At 56.0% G+C, this 20,719-nt stretch carries 23 protein-coding genes; 8 read left to right on the plus strand and 15 right to left on the minus strand.

What is annotated here, in order from left to right:
• Positions 1-86: 86 nt before the first annotated feature.
• Genes hemG through hemE form a run of 3 tightly spaced genes read right to left on the minus strand, consistent with a single transcriptional unit; the run spans position 87 to position 3,630 of the window.
• The gene (gene hemG, locus G5B47_RS19265) at positions 87-1,568 is read right to left on the minus strand and encodes a protoporphyrinogen oxidase (RefSeq protein ID WP_165101524.1); all 1,482 of its coding nucleotides are present in this window, start codon (positions 1,566-1,568) and stop codon (positions 87-89) included.
• Entirely contained in the window at positions 1,565-2,521 is a 957-nt protein-coding gene (gene hemH, locus G5B47_RS19270; RefSeq protein WP_165101526.1) for a ferrochelatase, read from the minus strand. Before hemH ends, hemG begins: the two co-directional genes overlap by 4 nt.
• Positions 2,522-2,562: 41 nt before the next feature.
• Positions 2,563-3,630, minus strand: coding sequence for a uroporphyrinogen decarboxylase (gene hemE, locus G5B47_RS19275; RefSeq protein WP_165101529.1), 1,068 nt, complete (start codon positions 3,628-3,630; stop codon positions 2,563-2,565).
• Positions 3,631-3,838: 208 nt separating this feature from the next.
• Here hemE and G5B47_RS19280 point away from each other — a divergent pair, with 208 nt between their 5' ends.
• Positions 3,839-5,065 carry an MFS transporter gene (locus G5B47_RS19280; RefSeq protein WP_025334396.1) on the plus strand — a complete coding sequence of 409 codons (1,227 nt, stop codon included), beginning with the start codon at positions 3,839-3,841 and terminating at the stop codon, positions 5,063-5,065.
• Positions 5,066-5,094: 29 nt separating this feature from the next.
• On the opposite strand, the gene G5B47_RS19285 is transcribed toward G5B47_RS19280, so the two are convergent.
• Entirely contained in the window at positions 5,095-5,742 is a 648-nt protein-coding gene (locus G5B47_RS19285) for an O-methyltransferase (RefSeq protein ID WP_165101532.1), read from the minus strand.
• A 215-nt stretch (positions 5,743-5,957) separates the two neighbouring features.
• On the opposite strand from G5B47_RS19285, the gene G5B47_RS19290 reads away from it, so the two are divergent.
• The gene (locus tag G5B47_RS19290; RefSeq protein WP_165101534.1) at positions 5,958-7,115 is read left to right on the plus strand and encodes a THUMP domain-containing class I SAM-dependent RNA methyltransferase; all 1,158 of its coding nucleotides are present in this window, start codon (positions 5,958-5,960) and stop codon (positions 7,113-7,115) included.
• A gap of 172 nt (positions 7,116-7,287) precedes the next feature.
• Here the strand turns inward: G5B47_RS19290 and G5B47_RS19295 are convergent, their stop codons facing one another.
• The 10 genes from G5B47_RS19295 to G5B47_RS19340 all read right to left on the minus strand — a co-directional run bounded on the left by G5B47_RS19295 (position 7,288) and on the right by G5B47_RS19340 (position 14,062).
• On the minus strand, positions 7,288-8,112 hold the full coding sequence (locus tag G5B47_RS19295) for an aldo/keto reductase (protein WP_165101537.1): 825 nt from the start codon (positions 8,110-8,112) through the stop codon (positions 7,288-7,290).
• Between the two features lie 229 nt (positions 8,113-8,341).
• Positions 8,342-8,581, minus strand: coding sequence for a DUF1450 domain-containing protein (locus tag G5B47_RS19300; protein WP_025334392.1), 240 nt, complete (start codon positions 8,579-8,581; stop codon positions 8,342-8,344).
• A 53-nt stretch (positions 8,582-8,634) separates the two neighbouring features.
• Positions 8,635-8,937: a HesB/IscA family protein gene (locus tag G5B47_RS19305; RefSeq protein ID WP_165101540.1), complete on the minus strand. Its 303-nt coding sequence runs from the start codon at positions 8,935-8,937 to the stop codon at positions 8,635-8,637.
• Positions 8,938-9,030: 93 nt separating this feature from the next.
• Positions 9,031-9,282 (minus strand): hypothetical protein, encoded by a 252-nt coding sequence (locus G5B47_RS19310; protein ID WP_165101543.1) that lies wholly within the window; start codon positions 9,280-9,282, stop codon positions 9,031-9,033.
• A gap of 115 nt (positions 9,283-9,397) precedes the next feature.
• Positions 9,398-10,600 carry a M14 family metallopeptidase gene (locus G5B47_RS19315; RefSeq protein ID WP_165101545.1) on the minus strand — a complete coding sequence of 401 codons (1,203 nt, stop codon included), beginning with the start codon at positions 10,598-10,600 and terminating at the stop codon, positions 9,398-9,400.
• 215 nt (positions 10,601-10,815) lie between these two features.
• Positions 10,816-11,637, minus strand: coding sequence for a glutamate racemase (gene racE, locus G5B47_RS19320; RefSeq protein ID WP_165101548.1), 822 nt, complete (start codon positions 11,635-11,637; stop codon positions 10,816-10,818).
• A gap of 286 nt (positions 11,638-11,923) precedes the next feature.
• Positions 11,924-12,325: a YtxH domain-containing protein gene (locus G5B47_RS19325; protein ID WP_165101551.1), complete on the minus strand. Its 402-nt coding sequence runs from the start codon at positions 12,323-12,325 to the stop codon at positions 11,924-11,926.
• Positions 12,326-12,456: 131 nt separating this feature from the next.
• Positions 12,457-13,092: a helix-turn-helix transcriptional regulator gene (locus G5B47_RS19330; RefSeq protein ID WP_328804588.1), complete on the minus strand. Its 636-nt coding sequence runs from the start codon at positions 13,090-13,092 to the stop codon at positions 12,457-12,459.
• Positions 13,093-13,120: 28 nt separating this feature from the next.
• Entirely contained in the window at positions 13,121-13,585 is a 465-nt protein-coding gene (locus G5B47_RS19335; RefSeq protein WP_165101554.1) for a DUF86 domain-containing protein, read from the minus strand.
• 189 nt (positions 13,586-13,774) lie between these two features.
• A complete protein-coding gene (locus G5B47_RS19340; protein ID WP_165101556.1) occupies positions 13,775-14,062 on the minus strand; it encodes a Dabb family protein in 288 nt (95 codons plus the stop codon).
• A 172-nt stretch (positions 14,063-14,234) separates the two neighbouring features.
• On the opposite strand from G5B47_RS19340, the gene G5B47_RS19345 reads away from it, so the two are divergent.
• From G5B47_RS19345 to G5B47_RS19355, 3 genes are all read left to right on the plus strand, one after another.
• Positions 14,235-14,828 carry a helix-turn-helix domain-containing protein gene (locus G5B47_RS19345; RefSeq protein WP_165101559.1) on the plus strand — a complete coding sequence of 198 codons (594 nt, stop codon included), beginning with the start codon at positions 14,235-14,237 and terminating at the stop codon, positions 14,826-14,828.
• 84 nt (positions 14,829-14,912) lie between these two features.
• Positions 14,913-15,101 (plus strand): hypothetical protein, encoded by a 189-nt coding sequence (locus G5B47_RS19350; RefSeq protein ID WP_165101561.1) that lies wholly within the window; start codon positions 14,913-14,915, stop codon positions 15,099-15,101.
• A 163-nt stretch (positions 15,102-15,264) separates the two neighbouring features.
• On the plus strand, positions 15,265-16,056 hold the full coding sequence (locus G5B47_RS19355; RefSeq protein WP_165101778.1) for an MBL fold metallo-hydrolase: 792 nt from the start codon (positions 15,265-15,267) through the stop codon (positions 16,054-16,056).
• 117 nt (positions 16,057-16,173) lie between these two features.
• On the opposite strand, the gene G5B47_RS19360 is transcribed toward G5B47_RS19355, so the two are convergent.
• Complete coding sequence (locus G5B47_RS19360; protein ID WP_165101564.1) at positions 16,174-16,812, minus strand: class I SAM-dependent methyltransferase; 639 nt, start codon at positions 16,810-16,812, stop codon at positions 16,174-16,176.
• 868 nt (positions 16,813-17,680) lie between these two features.
• Between G5B47_RS19360 and G5B47_RS19365 the strand changes: the two genes are divergently transcribed.
• From G5B47_RS19365 to G5B47_RS19375, 3 genes are read left to right on the plus strand one after another with little or no spacing between them, the layout of a single operon-like run.
• Positions 17,681-18,733: a CobW family GTP-binding protein gene (locus G5B47_RS19365; protein ID WP_165101567.1), complete on the plus strand. Its 1,053-nt coding sequence runs from the start codon at positions 17,681-17,683 to the stop codon at positions 18,731-18,733.
• A gap of 20 nt (positions 18,734-18,753) precedes the next feature.
• On the plus strand, positions 18,754-19,743 hold the full coding sequence (locus tag G5B47_RS19370) for a permease (protein WP_165101570.1): 990 nt from the start codon (positions 18,754-18,756) through the stop codon (positions 19,741-19,743).
• 57 nt (positions 19,744-19,800) lie between these two features.
• The gene (locus G5B47_RS19375; RefSeq protein ID WP_165101573.1) at positions 19,801-20,667 is read left to right on the plus strand and encodes a TIGR03943 family putative permease subunit; all 867 of its coding nucleotides are present in this window, start codon (positions 19,801-19,803) and stop codon (positions 20,665-20,667) included.
• Positions 20,668-20,719: the final 52 nt, after the last annotated feature.

Genomic DNA, 20,719 nt, shown 5'->3' on the forward strand with positions numbered 1-20,719 from the left:
GCGGTAACAAATAAACGGCGAAGCGCGGGCATAACCCTCGCTTCGCCGTCATCTGATCAAGCTCAAAGTAAGAATAGAAAATCAGTTCAGTTCCCGAGCAGGCCTTCGGCCGCCGCCTTCGCCGTCAGCTTCGCAAACTTGATGCAGTCCGGCATGCCAATGCCGTCATACCCTGCGCCAAAGACATACACACCGGGCAGAAGTGCCGCCAGATCGCTGCGGAGTCCGGCGATATTCGAAGGATGTCCGACCGGATACTGCGGCATCGAGTTCGGCAGGCGCGTAATCTCCGTGAACAGCGGCTCGGCCGTAACGCCCATCACCTCGCGCAGATCCTTGCGCACCAGTTCCTCCAGCGCGGCGTCCGGCAGCTCCACGTTCTGCTCATCGCCTGAACGCCCCACATAACAGCGAAGGAGCACTTTACCCTCGGGGCTTGTATGCAGCCATTTGGCCGAGGTCCAGGTGCAGGCCGTAATATTGCGCCCCTCCTTGCGGGGAACGAGGAAGCCCGAGCCGTCAAAATTGCCGTCCATCTCCTCGCCGGAGAAGGCCATAACCACGTTGGCGACCGACACGTAGTTCACAGCGTCCAGCGCGGATACATCGACATGAGGCCGCAGCAGCTCGGCCGCTGCAAAGTTGGGCACGGTGATGTAAATATCATCCGCAGGCAGCAGCTCGCCGGTTCCCAGCTCGACCGTGTAACGCGGCTGCGGAGTATCGGCCGCTTCGGGAGAGCCGTCCGTGGTCCCAGCCGGTTCGGTGAAGGTATCGGCTATACGGTCATGAATGGCCACCACGGCCGCTTCCGTACGCTGCTCCACATCATGCAGCTCATGCACAAGCGCATGAACGAGGCTTTGCAGTCCCTGGCGGAAAGTGAGGAACATGCTCTTTTTGGCACCCGTATGCGTCTCTTTAGGCTGTCTTCCCATCAGCATTCCGCGAATCAGGCTGCCGTACTGCCGCTCCATCTCGCCGAACTGCGGAAACGTTGCCTGCAGGCTGATCTTGCGCATATCCGCCGCATAAATACCGGCCAGCAGCGGTTCCGTCAAATTCTCCAGCACTTCGGTGCCGAAACGGCGCTCAATCAGCTCTCCAAGCGGCTCGTCCTCCTCTGACCGCCGGGGCGGAATGACCAAATCCATCAGCGCGCGCAGCTTGCCGGGAAAGGACAGGAGCTTCGTGCCGATAAAAGGCTTAAGGTCCGTCGGGATCCCAAGCACAAGGCCAGCCGGCATCGGCTGGAGCTTGCCCCGCTGCAAAATATATGTTTTTTTGGCGTTCGGATTCGTTGTCACCAGCTCATGATCGAGCTCCAATTCCCTGGCCAGATCGCTCATTTCCTTCTTGCGGGCCAGAAAGGAATCGGGTCCTTTTTCGATAACGAAGCCGTCCTTGTGCAGGGTCTCGATTTTCCCGCCGAGGCTGCGCTCTTTTTCGAGGATGATGATCTCCGGCTGAACGCCAGCTTCCTTATAAAATTTGCGGACGTAAAAAGCGGCGCTTAATCCGCTCAGCCCTCCGCCGATAATGACGACCTTGCGTGAAGTTCCGTTCATGAATGCCCCGCCTTCAGTTCGCCCGCCCGGGTGCGTACCACGTCGCTTAGCACTGCGATAAAAGCAGGGTCGCTGTTCAGCGATTCGATCCGCAGCAGCCGCATATCCAGCTCGCTCGCCACGGCCTGGGCTTCGATATCCAGATCGTACAGCACTTCAAGATGATCGGACACAAATCCGATCGGGGCGGACAGGACGTATTCAACCTGTTCCTTGCTCAGCTCGCGGAGCGTGTCCAGAATATCCGGCCCGAGCCAGGGCTCCGGCGTTCTTCCGGCACTCTGCCAGGTGAACTGCCAGGAAGTAACGCCAGCCTGCTTGGCAACAGCCTTCGAGGTTTCCAGCAGCTGGTCCCGGTAAGGATCGCCCATGTCAAGAATCCGTTCCGGGAGGCTGTGGGCGCTGAAGAGCACCCGCACGTCTTCCCGTTTTGCGCCCGCTTCTTCATACTGATCCAGCTTTGCCGACACGCGGCGGCTGAGGGCGGTGATCAGCTGCGGATGAAGATGGTAGCTTTCCACAAACACCATTTGGATGCCCAGACTCTCCGCTTTTTCCCTGGCGCGCTTTATGTAGCTTCCGACGCTCATGACCGAATAATGCGGCGCGAGGACGATCCCCACCGCATAGTGGATTCCGCTCTCCGCCAGCCGCTGCACCCCGTCCTCAATGAACGGATGCGCGTGCTTCAGTCCCTGAAAGCATATATATTCGATCGCTTTATCCTCATTATCCCGGTTCAGCGCTTCTTGCAGCGCCCCGGTCTGCCGGTCCGTATGTTCCCTCAGCGGAAATACGCCGCCGGCGATGGCTTCATAGCGGCCCTTCAGCTCTTTCAGCTGTTCCGCCGATGGCGGATTGCCGCGCCGGATATGCGTGTAATAAGACTCAACACCCTCCAGGCTTTCGGGAGTGCCGTATGACATGACGAGTACGCCGATTTTGGTTGTCAAAGCAGGAATCACCTCTTTGCGATTTAATGATGCGCGAATAGTTAGGAGTGCGGCTGTTCTGCTTTCCGCAGCGCCAGCGCTTCCCTGGAATAGCCGTGGATGTACTCCGTCAGCTCGCGCAGCTTCTCCAGAGACGCCTCGGGGAACAGACCATGCCCCAGGTTGAACACGTAACCAGGTTCCTGGATGCCTTCGTCAATCAGCGCTTTGGCGCGCTCTTTGATAAGCTCCATCGGAGCGGTCAGGAGATAAGGGTCCAGATTGCCCTGCACCGCAAATCGGTCTCCGGTTCTGCGGCGGCCTTCGGCCAGCGACACCCGCCAGTCCAGACCGATCACATCCGCCTGAAGTCCGGAGAGAGTCGGCAGCAGTTCTCCCGAGCTTACGCCCGGAAAATAAATTTTGGGCACATCCAAATCCGATAATTCGGCAAAAATACGAGTGATCGTCGGCAGAACGAAGATTTCAAAATCCTGCGGCGACAGTGCTCCGACCCAGCTGTCGAACAGCTGGAACGCTTTGCCTCCGCTGCGGACATGAGCCCGCAAATAGGCGATGACCATATCACCGAGCTTGTCCATCAGCTTTGCCCATACAAGAGGCTCGCTGTACATCAGCTCCTTGGTACGGATATAGCTTTTGGAAGGCCTGCCTTCGATCAGGTAGCTCGCGATCGTGAAGGGAGCGCCGGCGAACGTGATCAGCGGCACCTGAAGCTCCTTATCCAGAATCGCGATTGTCTCCAGAATATGAGCGAGATCGCCTTCCACGTCCACAGGCCGCAGCCGCTCTACGTCGGCCGAGCTTCGGATCGGCTGTTCGATGACAGGCCCGATATTTTTGACAATGTCGAACTCGACACCGATGGAAGCTACCGGATTCATGATATCGGAATATAAAATGGCTGCATCCACACCCAGTTTGCGCACCGGCATCATCGTAATTTCGGCCGCCAGTTCGGGTTGTCTGCTGATCTCCAGCAGCGAGTACTTCTCTTTGATCGCCCGGTATTCGGGATCGTAGCGGCCGGCCTGCCGCATATACCATACGGGGACGTGCTCCGTCTCCTGCTTCCTGCAGGCGCGGATAAATGTATCGTTATAGGTCATGATAAAGTCTCCATATGTTTTAGATAAAATTTTCTCAAAATATATTATGCCCTTTTTAAAAGAATGTAACAACCGTCACACCTTACAAGGCATGACAATTCCTTGACAACGGCAAAAATGCGTCTCAAGCTGGGCAGAAAAATATGGTATACTTTTGGAATGTCATCTTCGTGAATGATCGCGTAAGTTGAAAGGATGTGAAAGCACATTGAAAAAGTGGAAATCCTGGGAACCTTGGCAGATCAATCTCTATGTGCTTTGGTTTGGACAATTTCTTGTCAATGCGGGGATGACGATGATTACCCCTTTCCTGTCCCTCTATCTGGCCAAGAACCTCGGTGTGCAGGGAAACGCCGTCGGGATATGGGCCGGTATCATATTTTCCGCCAACTTTATGACATCGTTTCTGTTTCAGCCGCTGTGGGGCTCGCTTTCCGACAAATACGGCCGCAAAATCATGCTGCTGCGCTCCGGCTTCGGCATGGCGATCGTCATCTCGCTGATGGGCTTTGCGCAGACGCCCTGGCAGCTGCTCCTGCTGCGGCTGCTCAACGGGACCATCTCCGGATTCAATCCCGCCTCCATCTCGCTCGTCTCGGGTACGGCGCCGAAACATCGGATGGGCTTCGCCATGGGCCTGATGCAGTCCGGCTCTGTGGCCGGAACGATTCTCGGACCGCTGATCGGCGGACTGCTCGCGGACTGGATCGGATTCCGTCCGATTTTTTATGTAATCGGCTTGCTGCTGTTCATCGCTTCTCTGCTCGCCCTGTTTCTGGTCAAAGAGAACTTCAACCGCGAGGAAGCCGCTCACAAGCCGCAAGTTTCCACATTTGAAGGGCTTAAGGATCTCATCAAGGTTCCGCAGCTTCCGGCGCTGTTCGCCGTCACCTTTCTGATCCAGTTCGCCATGATCAGCCCGATGGCCCTGCTGCCGCTCTATGTCGAGAGGCTGCATGGGACCGCAGTTAACATCGCGTTCTGGGCAGGCGTTGTCAGCGCTGTCACCGGAGTCTCGAACATGCTCGCCTCGCCGGTGCTCGGCAGACTCAGCGACAAGGTCGGCGCCCACCGGATACTGACCTACGCCCTGATTGGCGCTTCATTGTTTGTTATTCCGCAGGCGTTCGTCAGCAGCGTCTGGCAGCTCATATTCGTCCGTTTTTTGATGGGCGTCTTCATGGGCGGACTTCTTCCGAGCGTGAACGCCTTAATCCGTTCTTATACACCGGACGGCAAGGAGAGCCGGGCCTTCGGCTTCAACAGCAGCACGCTGGCCCTCGGCAATATGCTAGGGTCGCTGATAGGCGGCTTCCTGGCGGGCTATATTGGCATTGAAGGGATATTCATCGTTTCCGGCGCCATGCTGCTGATCAATACGTTATGGGTACGCATGATGTTGTACAAGGCTACCCCGATCAGGCTGTTCCGCTAAACCGCGGTCCAGGCCGTCCGCATTTCATACTATTTCACCATCGCCAGAGCCAGACCGTCATAGGCGGGGAGCAGCGTACTGGTCAGGCGGCTGTCGCTTGCGATCATTTCGTTGAAACGGCGCATCGCCTGCACTGCCGGTCCGTTCTTGTCCGCGTTCAGCGTCCGGCCGCGAAGAAAAATATTGTCTCCGGCGATAATCGCCCCCGGATTGGCAAGCCGGATGGCGTACTCCAGATAGTTCGGATAATTCTCCTTGTCCGCGTCGATAAAAAAGAAATCAAAGGTCCGGCCTTCTTCCTGGAGCTTGGATAGGCTGTCCAGCGCGGGCCCAGTGCGATATTCCACGATGCCACCGAACCCCGCCTGCTCCAGGTGACGGCGGGCCATTTCAGCGTATTCCGGCTTCAGCTCCAAGGAGGTCAACGTTCCGCCCGGAGCAAGCCCGCGGGCAAGGCAAATGCCGCTGTAGCCGCCGAGCGCCCCGATTTCAAGCACGCTTGACGAACGGGACAGCGAGACGAGCATGCCCAGCAGCCTTCCGTAGCCCGGAGCAATCGACACTTCGGGCATGCCGCCATTCCGGATGGCTTCCTTTACCGACAGCAGAAGCTCATCCTCTTCATAGAGCCGCTCGCTGTATTGTTCCTGATTGAAATATTGCTCCTGATTAAGCATGTCAGTTCTCCTTTTTATCGCTTTCTTTATTCTGATGAAGGCATTCGGCCACCCCGGCGCAGGCGGGACGTTGTGATACGTCCTTCCTTCACCTATACTTAGAACGTACTAATTTCTGTGAGAAACGGGTACCGCACCTGATTTTTAGGGCAAAATGTTTCTTATCGATTGTAACGGCAATACGCACATCCCTACAAGCAACGGAGTTGAGATTCTTGAGTAAACTGCAATTGATTGCCACCGCCCCGATGGGGCTCGAGGCTGTCGTCGCGCGCGAATTAAATGAAATGGGCTATGAAACGGCTACCGAGAACGGACGCGTTCACTTCAGCGGAGATGTCATCGACATCTGCCGCTGCAACCTGTGGCTGCGCACCTCGGACCGGGTTCTGATCAACATGGGGCAATTTCCGGCCAAGACCTTTGACGAGCTGTTCGAAGGCGTTAAGGCGCTTCCCTGGCAGGATTGGATTCCAGAGCACGGCGAATTTCCGGTGGAAGGCCGCTCGCACAAATCGCAGCTCAGCAGCGTTCCGGCCGCGCAGGGCATCGTCAAAAAAGCGGTCGTTGAGAAGCTGAAGCAGTATTACCGAACCGACTGGTTCCCCGAGAACGGGCCGCGCTACGTTATCGAGGTCACGCTGCTGAATGACATCGCGCTGATTACGCTGGACACCACCGGTCCCGCGCTGCATAAGCGAGGCTACCGCAAGCTGGTTACAGAAGCGCCGATCAAAGAGACGATGGCCGCCGCAATGCTGAAGCTCAGCCGCTGGAACGGCAGCCGCCCTCTGTACGACCCCTGCTGCGGGTCGGGCACGTTTCTGATCGAGGCGGCCATGATGGCCTGGAATATCGCGCCCGGCCTCCGGCGCTCATTCCCGTCTGAACATTGGCCGGCGATCCCGCCGGAAGCGTGGCAGACGGCCCGCGAGGAAGCCTTCGACGCCGTGCGGGACGACATTCCGCTGCAGCTTGCCGGCAGCGACATCGATCCGAAGGCGATCGAAGTCGCTCAGGCCGCAGCGAAGAGCGCGGGCCTGTCCGGCGAGATCGCTTTCTCCGTCCTTCCCGCCGCCAAAGCAAGGCCGGAGGGCGATTACGGCTGCATCATCACCAATCCGCCTTATGGGGAGCGGCTGAGCGATGATAAAGAAGTGGAGAAGCTCATCCGCCAATTCGGACAGATGATGCTCCATCTGCCTAACTGGTCCTTCTTCGCCATCAGTCCTTCCAAGCAGTTCGAGCACTACTTCGGACGCAAGGCGGACAAGCGGCGCAAGCTGTATAACGGACGAATCGAGTGCCAGTATTATCAGTTCTTCGGTCCGCTGCCGCCGAGAGCGCCGAAGAAGGAAACGGATGGAGCATAGTTGAACCGGCCCGGATACAATCGGATTCAGTCGCTTGAGATCGGAGGACAACCGACGGGCCCGGCATAACCGCTAAAATACAGGCAGGCTGCGATATCCCCGCAGCCTGCCTGTTTCTTTTTGCAATCGTTATTGATTTATGTTCAATAATGCCGTATCTGCTTTCGGCTCTTCAGAACTCCAGCTCGTCCGGATGTCTGCCGATGCGTTCCCCGGTATCCAGCGTATCGATGGCGTTCATTTCCTCCTCAGACAGGTTGAAATCGAAGATTTCACTGTTCTCCTTGATCCGGGAAGGCGTTACCGATTTCGGAATCGTGACGATGTCATGCTGCAGCTCCCAGCGAAGGATGACTTGGGACACCGTTTTGCCATGCATTCGCGCGATGGATGCGAGAATCTCGTTATCCTGCAGTTTTCCTTTCATAAGCGGGGCCCAGGCTTCGATCTGGATATTGTTCAGCAAGCAGAAATCATGCAGCGGCCGCTGTCTCAGACGGGGATGCAGCTCGACCTGGTTCACGACCGGAACGGTATGGCTGTCTTTCATGAGCGACTCCAGATGATGTATCTGGAAGTTGCTGACACCAATCGCGCGCACGCTGCCTTCTTCGTACAGACGCTCAAGCGCGCGCCACGTATCCTTGTATTTGTTCACACCAGGCCAATGAATCAGGTATAAGTCGATCACATCCAGCCCCAGCGCCTCCCGGCTCTTCTCAAAAGCGGCCAGCGCCCGGTCATAGCCCTGATCTTCATTCCATACCTTGGTTGTGACGAATACGTCTTCCCTGCGCAGACCGCTGGCCCGGATGGCCCGCCCCACTTCCTGCTCGTTCCCGTACAGGGACGCCGTATCGATAGCCCGGTAGCCCAGCTCCAGCGCCTCTGTCACCGCACGTTCCACCTCATTGCCTTCCGCTTTATACGTTCCAAGGCCGTAGCATGGCATGGCGACGCCGTTGTTCAGCAATATGGTATCCGATAGCTGCTTCATTTGCTTTGCTCCTTTCTATGTAACACGCACCATTTCATACAACAAAGCTATTATATCACGCTTGACTTTATTGCCAACCTGTCCGCATACCGGTTAGGAAGGAGCACCGTTGATTGCTGCCGTACCGTTCCCGAAGCAAAAAGGCCGCTTCACAGCTTAAGCTGTGAAATCGGCCTTAATCCATAACGGCGCTGCTTCGACTTCAGATGGAGATCGCACGTTCCAAATATTACTCTTTGACAACGGGGCGCTTCACAAAAGGCTCCGCTTTCTTCAGCACCTCGTCCTCGGTCGGAGCGCTGACGTAGCGCCCGTTGATATAAATGAACGCACGCTTGCCGCACGGACCGCAGTAGGACTTGCAGCCGATTTTGATCTCGGCGTCCGGCGCCATTTTACGGAGCTTGGGGAGCACGCTCTTGATGCTCATATGATTGCATTTGTCGCAGATGCGTATATCGTTAGCCATTGCAGTTCCCTTCTATGCGCGATCCAATCTGTCCAAGCCTCCTATGGGCCGGATTAGTGGTCGCCGTGATTGCCTTTGGACGGATTGGTAATGACAAAGCCTTCCTGCGGAAAATACAGATAATCGACCTTTACGCCGTCAAGCAGCGGCTGGCCCTTCTCCAGAATAACGTCAATATCCTTGTCGGTTGGAATAACTTCGTCGTTCTCCTTGGGCGTGTCCAAATCGAGGCCGTAGTGGGCATGATCGCCGTGCGCGTGGGTAATCAGCACCCGCAGCTTGAGATCTTTGTTTTCTTCCAAGTCCATCTGTTTCTTTATAACTTTAGCCGCGTTGCGGGTAATTTTCACATTCATGATCCGTCCATCTCCTGACAACTGGATTTAAATACTCGGTAATCTATTTTAAAGGATAACAGCCGCATTATGCAACCATCCATGCCTCGAATTTTATCTTCCGCTGCGGAGCGACGGGTATTTGCGGTCCATTCTGGAAACGAACCAGGCCATAAGCAGCATCGACACGCCGATATCGTCAACCGGCATAAAAGGCATGACATCGGGAAGCACCCAGTACAGCAGAGCCGGAATTGTGAACAGGAGCTTGTCCCCTATCGCAACGCGGGGGGAGATCAAATACTTCCAAGTGCCCCGCAGCACGGTGGACCAGCCTTTCAGCGACAACAGCTTCTTCAGTTTCACCTTCAGCCTCCTTTCCGTAGAAAAGGGTACGGCCGTTTAACAGCTTTTACGCGAAGTTACGGCCATACCCTCTACATTAGATTACGCAGCTTTCCTGAAAATGTTTCAATCCGTTTTACCCGGACAAAATAGACGCCAGAATGAGCCCCGTTTCCAGAGCCATGCCTTCAAAATCCTCCAGCGGAAGCGGATTTCTTCCAAGTCCCAGCTCCACGGTGAATCCCGGCTTTCCGAATTTCATAATGAACCAGTCCTTGAACCCGGCGTCGCTCCCTGTCAATGTAACGGCCCGGTAGCCGCCGGCCTTCGCCAGGCGTTCCGCAAGTTCCCGGCTCTCCGGCGGCTCATACCCCCGGTAGTTCCAGTAAATTTCCTGGCCTTGGCTATGGAGCGACACCGCTATGTCCGGCGGGGCCTTCTCGCACAGCTCGGCAAGAGCGGCAGCCTCCGGCTCACTGAGCGGCGAAGGGCCTCCATAATCTCGCGGAGAAGGCCCGGCCGCTCCCCGCCGCGACTGCTCTTCGTCCCAAAAGGCCGGGAACTGGTCCCCGAGGTCGACGCCCCGGATGTTGGCCTTCCAGTGGCGGAAGCTGTGCCGGCCGCTGTTCCATTCCGTCAGTTCCCGGCGGTATGGATGCCCCGGGCCAGCTCCCTCCTGCACCAGTTCCACGCCGTCGGGATTCGCCATTGGAACGGCCCACAGCGTCCAATTGCTGAACCAGCCTTCGGGGCTGTGACCGTTCCACTTCCGGCCGTCCGCATAGGCATCGGCGTACTGCTCGAGAAAGGACAGCAGACACGGCGAAGTCAGCCATTCATTGGCATGAATCGCCGCGTTGACATGCAGACATCGGCTGCCGGTGCCGATCCGCAGCAGATGAAGCGGCTGGCCGAGGACGCTTGCGCCGATCGTGCCGGCCGAAATAAACGGATATTTCGCGGTCAGCCTGCCGATATCATCCCCGAGTTCTCTCGGTCCGTACTCGCCGCGCATCTTCACAATCGCCGTACGTTCGGACGGCGGGATCACAAGTATGGTTCCGGGCGTGCAGGACCCGTCCGGAGATAGTCTCGGATTAAGCTTGATCAGCGCCTCTATACTGACTCCATAGAGATCCGCTACATCCCGGGCAGATTCCCCATCCTGCGCCGCATGCCTCCTCCGCTGGATGGCAGGGAGAAACAGCACCTGCCCCGGATAAAGGTAAGGCTGGACCGCCGCCCAGGGATTGCCGTGGATCACATTTTCCGGAGCAAGTCCGTGAGCCGCCGCAATCCGCGCCAAGGTGTCTCCTTTTCGGACAATATATTGAAGCATACCTTCTCATCCTCTCCGCTGCTCTTCTAATGATGGCTGTGCAGATATAAAGCATCCTGCTGCAGCTAGCGGCCATAGTTCAATGGGAGTTCTTTAATTGTATGCGGAGAGCGTAATAAAAGATTCCACGCAAAGAACGGCCGGGCTTCAGGCAGCCCGGCCGTTTCCGAAGGAAAGTATATACATAAGTTCTGTAAAATTATCTAGAGTACCGTTCAGACATCCATGGGCTCAAGCGACGATACCTGCCAAACGACCGGCGTTCGCTTGATCTGTTCACCAAGCCAGTCCATGGCGATCTTCTGGAAGATGCCGGCGTCGCCGCTGCAGAAGAATTGATGAACGGGACTGTCGTCCCCTCTCGCCAGCTTCCCCTTGTCATATAAAATCGTGCTGATCTCGCGCGCCGTCTCGTCCGCGGAGCTGATCAGCTTGACGCCAGGCCCCATCGCCCGGCCGATCGGCTCGACCAGAAACGGGTAATGCGTGCAGCCGAGGATCAGGGTGTCGATCGGCTCATGCTTTATGCCGTTCAATGATTCAATTACCGCCTGATCGGATTCCTTCGAACGGAACATACCCTGTTCGACCAGGGGGACAAGCGCCGGGCATGCCTGACTGACCACCTCAATATAAGGCGACAGCTGCTTCAGCGCAGCGGTGTAAGCCCCGCTGCCGATCGTTCCGACGGTCCCGATAACGCCTACCCTGCCCGTCTTGGTCGCGCTGATCGCCGCGCGGGCGCCAGGGTGAATCACACCGATGACCGGGATGTCCACTTTGTCCGATATATAATCGAGAGCTGCCGCGGTCGCCGTATTGCAGGCAATCACGATCAGTTTGGGATTAAATTGAATAAGGTAATCGACAATTTGCTCGGTGAACACTTTGACTTCTTCGGACGAACGGGGTCCGTACGGGGCGCGGGCGGTGTCTCCGAAATAAATGATTTTTTCCCGCGGGAGCTGCCTCATGACTTCCTTGGCAACCGTCAACCCTCCCACGCCTGAATCTAGTATTGCAATAGCTTGCTGCACGAACACACCGCTTCCTTCATCTTGTTTTGAATAGCTTATGTAAGGCGGAAGCAAAGTGTACCGGGCTTCCTGTCCCAATTGCAGATAATACTCCTTTTGGCTTTCCAGTTCAAGGGCAGGAGTCTCCGTAAAAATGAATGCCCTTGAAAGGCGCCTGCTCGCTTTAAAGAGCGAAGCAGCGGCCTTTCAAGGGCATGCTGTCCTGCTGTATGAACCGGTCGTAATTAGGTGCGATGCCCCAGCGGCTCCCGGGACCCGATTTTCCCCGCCGCTCCAGAACCCTGCGCTATGCCTGTTTCCCGGCCTCATCGCCTGCAAGATCCGCCGAGGACACGACGGCTTCATCTTCGAAAGACGCTTTTACGGATTCCGCTGTCGCCCCGGTATCGGCAATTGAGCTTACCGTCACCGCTTCAGGCTCATCTTCTCCGACGAACTGTTTGCTCCAGTCCGCCACTTCCTGAATGACCAGATCGACAGAATCCTTGGCTTTGCCGTACCATTCCGCGCCTTTGTCCGCAGCCTGGTGGACAAGTTCCTGGGCTTTATCGATCGTAACAGTGGCTCCGTCCGAAATATCCTTGCGCAGCTCTTTTCCGGCTTTGGGCGCCAGCAGCAGGGCGGTTACCGAACCGACGGCTCCTCCGGCAACGATTCCCCAGAGCAGGCTTTTCGTGTTCTTCTTCATCTTACATCTCTCCTTTACGGGCGAATGCCTAGATCCTGCTTTATCATAAGCAAAGAGAGTTTGTCCTGTGACTGGTGAAGAACTTTTTTAACGAAGATAAGAAAAAGACAAGCAGTGCGTCTCCTTTACGACTAAACCTTCGGTCTGATCGAATATTTACAGCACTGTCCGCCGTCGGCCATGCACTCGCTCCGCGAGACCTTTGCTTCCAGCAGCTCCTCAAACAAATGCTGCTCGCACTCGCACGCACGGCGGTACTGAACCGCAACCTGGCGGATAGGGCAGTTATACTCCCGGAGCACAAAAGACCCGTCATCCTCCCGGTCCCACTCCGCCATATAACCTCCCGAGTTCTGGATGGCGGACAGCTCCGCCACACGTTCTTCGAGGTCCCTGCGCTCCATCATGGGACTGTACTGCGCCAGAAGCCTGCGCCGCCGTCCCTCAAACAGGACGTTTACGGCCTCGGTTCCGCTGGTGTGGTCCAGTTCGCGCAGAAGCTCCAGCGCAAGATTATGATAATTTTTTGGAAAATAATCCTCGGCTCTTTCCGTCAGCGAATACATATGCATCGGCCGGCCCATGGCCTGGCGCACAATCCGGTTTCTTGCCAGACCCTCTCTCTCCAGCTGGAGGACATGGCGCCTTACCCCCATTTCGGTAATGCCGAGCTCCTCGGCAAGCGCGCCGATGGTCTGCGGGCCTTTCATTTTTAGGAGCGTCATAATGATTCGCCTCGTTGAACCGTTCTCCTGCCCTCTCTTCACCCCTCAGACCTCCCTTCTGCTAAAGATTCTATACGGGCTTCGGTGGAGCTTCACGCACCGGCCGGGCGATTTCAAGCTCCCGATTCAAATAGTCTTGGATCTCGGATGCAAAGCGCATCAGCAGCTCGGGGAGCACGGCTGTCAGCGGATGCAGGCGCCCCCGTTCCCAGTCGTAATATTCCTGCACCAGCGGCTTCCGCAGCGAGACCAGCTCAATCAGCCGGTCATACATCTCTTGGTCGCGAAATACCGACTCTTCGTAAATGATCGTGACGATATCCTCATAGCTCCCCGCATCGCGCATAATGAAGCCGTCGATCAGACAGCTTCCGGCATCGGTAACGACTTCAATGGCGAGGTGAAGGCAGCGCTCCTGCACCATTCCCCAGACGGTTCCTCCATCCCAGGAAGACGCCGCCATTCTTAGTCCGTCCGCAATATCGGGGATTTGCCGCAAAATGCGCTCAATTTGCCCGCGATTAACATAGTACATTAGGTGGCGCTCCTTTCTATTTACGGCGTTTGCCGCGGCGCTTCAGCCAGAAAAGCATGATCCCACAGGCCGCAAAAAACACGACAAGATACGTTAACGCTTCCATCGGGTATTCCAGCTCACGCATACCAGTCACCGCTTTCCGTTATGAGATGGCTGTGCCCCAGGTCAGATAAATCCCTGTTTCGGTCAGATCTCGTAATCCACGGCCAATGAGAGCTCCTTGACCTCGTTGATATGAGCAATAACTTCCTTGTGCGCAGGATGTACCTGGTACTGTTCAAGGTCTTCCAGACTGGCCACGGTCGCGGTCAGGGCGATATCGAACGAACGCTCGGTGCGCAGGATGTCTTGACCGATCTCGAGCGAGAGCAGCTGCGGTATTTTCCCTTCCATGTTGCGCAGTACCGCCACGGTCTTGGCTACGTTCTCCTCCGAACCGTCCTTCAGCTTAAAAAATACGATGTGCTTTATCATTTCATTCGCTCCCTGTGATTGGATTATCGTTGTTTCATACAAGTTTATTAAAATATATCATACCCCCCCGTTTTCCGAAAGGAATGTGCGCCAGGATGTGAAGTGTAAGGAATAACCATTGCCTTAAAACGGACAAGTATTGTAGTATATTTTTAAAAAATCGGAGGATTGTATGCCTACAAATCAGTCAGAGCCTTATATGATACAGGCGTGGTCTCTGGTCAACCGCAAGTATTTGGGAAAAGGCGTCCGGATCAAAAGATTCCGCCGTCCCCAAAGAAGCCAGATCCGCAACCGCGTGCTGCTCGCCGTGCTAATGTCCCGGGATATCAAGCTTTCCCGCCTTGCGGAAGAACTCTCCGTATCCTCGCGGAGTGTCAGCGCATGGGTGTATGAAAGCCGCATTCCGTCCAAGACGAATATGGACAAAGCCTGCCATTTTCTCGGTTACCCGCAGCATGTGTTATTTAACGAAGCGCTGCTTCGGCAAAGCCCAATCCTGTGCCAGCCGGGTTCTTCCCGCTTTATGAAACGAAGAGCGGCTCAGCCGAATCGCAGCGACATTCTGACCGGACTGTGCATGGTCCATGACCTTTCGGTCACCGATGCAGCCCGGTGGATCGGCGTTCATCCCGGCACGTTCCGCAAATGGATGCACCACAGCCTGCTTCCGGCCCCTTCCCTGCAGGAAAAAGCGGAAGCGTTTTTCCGGATACCTCGGGCTATTCTGTTCGCCGACTGCGTACCTTCAAGGAAACATCAATAATTTGCAATTTCGCTGTTAAATTCCGCTCCCACCCGGTTAATGTAGATCATCACCCAATACTTTTAGCGGGGCGGTGGATCGGAAGTGAGAACAACGCGAACGTTGAGAATGTCGCTTGGGTTCTTGGCCGGAACGGCGCTGGGCCATAGTCTCGGCGCACTATTCGGCTGGCAGGACCCGGTTTCTTTGAAATTCGCCTTGCTCGGCGGATTCTTCGGGATCTTCTGCGGAGCCGCGGTACCCGCCCGGAGGTATAAGGACAATCATACATAAATCACTCGGACCGTTTCCTTTTCGAAGGACGGTCTGTTTGTTTTTTAGGGCGCTGTTTTTGAAATGCAGGGTTAATGTTTCTTTCTCCGGTAAAAGATAAGCGGTAAACGGATCATAGATCCAGCGAGAAGCACAGGAGGTGCTCGTATTGGAATCAGGCAGTATGCTGAAAACGGGCTTAACGGATACGTGGGAAGTTGCTTCCGGCATCGTCGGTCTTAGGACGCTGTTCGTCAATGTTGCCTTTCTGGGGCAGGCCGGAGGCGACTGGGTTCTGGTGGATGCTGGGCTCGGCATGTTCGCCGGCACCATCCGCAAGCTGGCACGGGAACGGTTCGGCCGGCCGCCGGCGGCGATTATTCTGACCCACGGCCATTTCGACCATGTCGGCACGCTTGGCGAACTTATCGAAGAATGGAGCGTCCCTGTATTCGCCCATTTGCTGGAGCTCCCTTATCTGACAGGCGAGCGTAACTATCCTCCGGGCGACCCTTCCGTCGGCGGAGGTATGATGGCCGAGGTTTCTCCCCTGTATCCCCACCGGGGAGTCAATTTGGGCGGCGCGGTATCTGCGCTGCCGGAGGACGGCAGTGTTCCGGGGGTACAGGGATGGCGCTGGGTGCATACGCCCGGCCATACTCCTGGGCATATTTCTCTGTTTCGTGACGCTGACAAGGCGCTTATTGCAGGGGACGCCTTCATCACCGTTAAGCAGGAATCTGCTCTCTCCGTCGTTCAGCAGAACAAGGAAATTCATGGGCCGCCGACCTATTTTACAACCGACTGGGCGGCCGCCGAGAAGTCGGTCGTTAAGCTGGCCGGAATGAAGCCGCTGATAGCGCTGACCGGCCACGGCCTGCCTGTAAGCGGGGCGGAGCTGACCGTCCGGCTTGAGGAATTGGCTGGCCATTTCAAAGAAATGGCTGTCCCGGACCACGGGAAATATTTGAGCTAGTATTGACAGGCCTATCAGAGACCGTGCGGCGGACATATCGAGGATCGTCCGATACGCGCGGTCTATTTGTGGCATGTTGCGTGTGAAGGCTTACCGCAGGGGCTCCGGCGGTTCCTTCTAGCCTTTTTTCCGGGCAGCAATCGTCCGCAGCATGTAATCATGCAAGCCTTCCGCCGCACCGTCCAGAGTCTCCCTCAAGGCGCCGGTTTCCAGAATTTCCGTTCCAGAGAAATGGGCCTTCCAGTCATCCTCGCTGAAAAAATGCGCATATTTGCCTTCTTTATACCGGTAAGTCCCTGGTTCCAACTGCTCACCGCGCCCGCAGCACGGGTCCTCGTCGGAGAAGCCGGTGAAGTACAGAAGTCCTCCCGGCCGAAGCCGGCACAAGCAGGCCGCCACCAGCTCCCGGCGCTCCGGCTCCAAAAACAAATGCAGCAGGTCGTAGCAGTATATCGCATCGAAGAGCTCACCCTCTTCGGGAGCATCCAGCGCGGAGCCGCAGCGGATGAGGCTGTCCGGGTCCCACTCCCCCGCCAGCTTCACGGCGGTTTCACTAAGTTCGACTCCCTCCACGATGAAGTCCCGCGAGAATGCCTTCGTATTGCGGCCGTAACCGGCTCCGGGAACGAACACCGTCCGTACGCCATGCTTCAAAAACAGCTCCCTTGCCTCTAGGGCGGTCGGGCTGGGCTCCGTTCCCCAGATCATCCCTTCGCTGCCAAACCGCCGTTCCCAATATTGCTCGTTTATTCGCATACTGTCCCCCGTTTGATTTTTTGTTCTTCCTGGACTGTTCAGCCCCATCAGCGCTCAATTCCCCCATTTCAATGCTCCAGTTTACCTGATCGAGCAGCGTAAATATTAAGCCGGATGTTAGGTCAGGAAATCGCTTAAAGGTTAACACGCGGACTGCGTAGGTGCTTTAGCTCGGTTCCGCGCTAAACACATGGGATGAACGGGAAAAGCTCCTCTTTATTACATGAAAAAAAGAGAGTTCAGGCAATAAACGGGAAAAACTCCGGCTTATTGGCCGCTTTTCTTAATTGCTGGCTGAAATACCCGAAATGGGATGGAGATTTTCCCGCTCAGGGCTGAAAAAAGCGCCTTTTTTAAAAAATATAGTGGAGAAATTCCGTTTAGTCCCTTCCACATCCTAATCTAACGTTATCCATCAGACATGTGCCCCATTAAGCGATTGGTTCCTCGTGGTTTTGCCGTTACTAATACTGCGTATCACCTCGTACTTGTAAAGTCTGTTCGGCTCTTATCCCGCGAAGCAAATAATTTGCCCGTTTCCGGCAGCGGATGCCTATGCTTTTTCCTGTGATCAACAAATTCGCGCCGCAAGCTTCCAAATCCTCCCTTTCAGAAAAGATCACGGCCTCCCAAATCAGGAAAAAAGGTCCCGTTTCTTAGTTCATTCAGCAGGAGGTTCATCTTTTGCGGCAATATATTGGGATATAATCGGTTCGCCCGCCGTGTTACGAATCCTGCGCTTTGAAAATTCGCCGCCCCTCCCATCAGGGGATTACAACAAAATCGGTCTTTATGGCGCGCTGGACACGTATAGATAGAATCGGGAATATATTCATCTTTACGAGAAATTGAAGGAGCGGAAGGAAGGATGAGAATACCGGTTATTGTTCTGAGCGGATTTTTGGGAAGCGGAAAAACAACCCTGCTGCTGTCGCTGCTGAAAGAGAACTATGCTCGTGGCCTGCGGCCGGGTGTTCTGATGAACGAGCTCGGCATGCAGGATGTGGACGGCTATATTCTGGAGGAGCAGACCGGCGCGGCGGTTGAGAAGCTGCTGGACGGTTGCGTATGCTGCAGCCGCAAGGAAGAGCTCGGAGCCAATCTTGAGCTGCTGATCGAACGGCGCCCCGACGTTATTTATATAGAGCTAACCGGAGTGGCGGACCCCGATGAAATTGCGCAGTCGCTCCTGGAACCTTACTGGGACAGCAGGCTGTCGCTGCATTCTTTGGTGACGCTGGTGGATGCTGAACATGTGCTGGACTACGGCAGCCGGCTGTCTGCCGACAAGCAGCTTGTGCGCACTTTGCGCAGCCAGCTGGCCGCAGCACATCTCATTATCGTGAACAAAAGCGATCTTGTGGAGCAGGAAACGCTCTGGAAAATCGAAAAGCTGATCCGTAAGCAAAACGCCTCGGCGGGCATCGAATTTACAATTTTCAGCAGGATTTCGCTGGACCCGCTGCTTGAAGGGATCGTTTCACGGGGAGCGAAGCCCCTGCCAAAGCGGGCACCGGCCGAATTCAAGGGGAGCCTGCTCAAGAAAGCGGCGGCGGACCCCGGCGGGGCTAAACCGGGCCCAGCGCCCACACAGCATGGCGAGGCCAAACCGGGCACGGCGCCTGCACAGCATGGCGGTTCATTCTCGCAGGTCGGCGCCGTTACGCTTGCTTTTCCCCAAGGAAAAACGCTGCCCAAGGCGGTTCTGGAAAACTTTTTCCGGGAATGGGCGGACAGGCTGCTGCGCGCTAAAGGGCATGTACGGCTTCCGGGCGGAGAGCCGGTGCAGCTTGTTCAGCATGCGGGCGCCCGGACAACCTGGGAAAACTCCCGCTACCCAGGGACGCCTTATGTCGTCTTTATCGGCATGAACATCGACAAGGAACGACTGGCTGAGCGTTGGTCCGCCTTGTTCCGTTGAGCAAAGGAGGAAGCTGCCGCATGACCGCCTTTTCGCCCCTAAAAGCGCTGCCGCTGCTTCTTCCCGCGGCTTTTCTGATCATTCTCGCCGTCCTGTGGCTGCCGAAGCACAGCGAGCTTCTGGACAATGCTTATCTGTATACGTTCAAAACGGGGTTTATCGGCATTTTGCTGGAGGCCCTCCCTTTTGTGCTGGCCGGTTCGCTGCTGTCCTCACTGATCGGCGTATTCGTGCCGGATGAGGCCATTGCCCGCTGGATTCCGCGCCGGGTGCTTCCGGCCTTGCTGTTCGCCTGTCTGCTAGGCGTAATTGTCCCCATCTGTGAATGCGGTATGATTCCGCTTGTCAGGCGGCTGATGCGCAAGGGCATGCCGCTTCACGTCGGGGTCGCTTTTATCCTGTCAGGCCCCATCCTGAATCCGGTCGTATTCGCCGCCACGCTGACCGCCTTCCGCAGTCATCCGAGCCTGGCGTACGCCCGCATGGGGCTTGCCTTCGCCGTGGCTTTCCTTATAGGACTTATTCTATATGTCACGGTCAAAAAATCGCCGCTCCGCCTTTCGATTCCGCGCGGCAGCGGGCCGGAGCATCAGCACGGCACAAGGGGAGGGAAATTTGCAGCTGTGTTCACGCATGCCGCGGATGATTTTTTTGAGATGGGAAAATTCCTCATCTTCGGCTGCATGCTCACCTCTCTGATCCAGACGTTCGTCGTCCAGAGCAGCCTTGCTTCCATCGGCGCCAGACCGCTTGGCTCCTATTTGTTTATGATGGGCTTTGCGTTTATTTTGTCGCTCTGCTCGACTTCCGACGCCTTCGTCGGGGCGGCTTTTCTGCATTCTTTCCCAGCCGGATCGCTGCTTGCCTTTACGGTGCTCGGGCCGATGCTCGATTTCAAAAATGCTTTGATGCTGCTGTCGTTATTCAAGACCCGTTTTGCCTTCTATTTGTTCTTTCTGATCGCTTCCATTGTGTTTACCGGCTCGATCCTGCTGTCCGGATGGCTGTGACGGCCTCATGACCATGATCCTGCCAGTTTTGCCGATGCTATTATAGGAGGACCACACATGAATAACTCTGCGAGCATCCAGCGCCACTACTTGTTTCGGGCGGCCGTTCTGCTGGCGTTCGCCGTCTATATCGAACATCTGGCACGACGGGACGCGCTCCATTATTATGTCACTCCTGGTCTGGCGTTCTGGGTCAGGCTCTGTCCGGTCCCGCTCGCCTTCATGGCGCTTGGTCTGGCTGTACAGGCCATCTTCGGCAGGGAAAGCGCCGGGTGCGATTGCGGCCATCAGCTCCCCCGCTCAAAGGCGCGCAGCGCCGCAGTATACGGCGCTTTCCTGTTCCCCCTTCTGCTCGGCTTCGCCCTGCCGGACAGAGCGCTTGGCAGTGTTGCCGCAGCTAGCAAGGGAGTAGTGCTAACCTTTGCATCGGAACGGAACGGAGATGCTGCAAGGTTCCGGACCTCCGATCCGTTCGCGGCGGAGTTTGCCGCCTTGGCCAGGAAGCTGTATGCCCAGCCGGTCATACCCGTGTATCCGCAAATCTTCTCGGAAACGCTGGGGGCGCTTGATCAATACAAACAGGATTTCAAGGGAAGAGAGGTTGTGGTTAGCGGCTTCCTGTACCGTGAGAATAACCACGACTTGGGCGGCCGCTTTGCGGTGAGCCGCTTTCTGGTGCAGTGCTGCACCGCGGATGCGACACCGCTCGGCATCCTCGTCAACGCCGGACAGCAAAAAAGCCTGCCAGCCGACACCTGGATCAAGGTTCGGGGCAAGCTTCAAATTGTGGTCTACAAGAGCAAGGAAACGCTGCAGATCGACGCAGAATCGGTGACGCCGCTTAAACAGCCTTCCACACCGTATGTCTATACCAGCCCCGATTCCGTAGAGGCGTGGAACGAGCTGCAGTCGGCCGCTCAATGACGACTTTCCGATCCATCCGCAGACTGGCATCGAGTGACGGCTTCCCTATCGA

This window comes from Paenibacillus apii (assembly GCF_011043685.1).
Classification (GTDB): Bacteria; Bacillota; Bacilli; order Paenibacillales; family Paenibacillaceae; genus Paenibacillus_AQ; species Paenibacillus_AQ sabinae.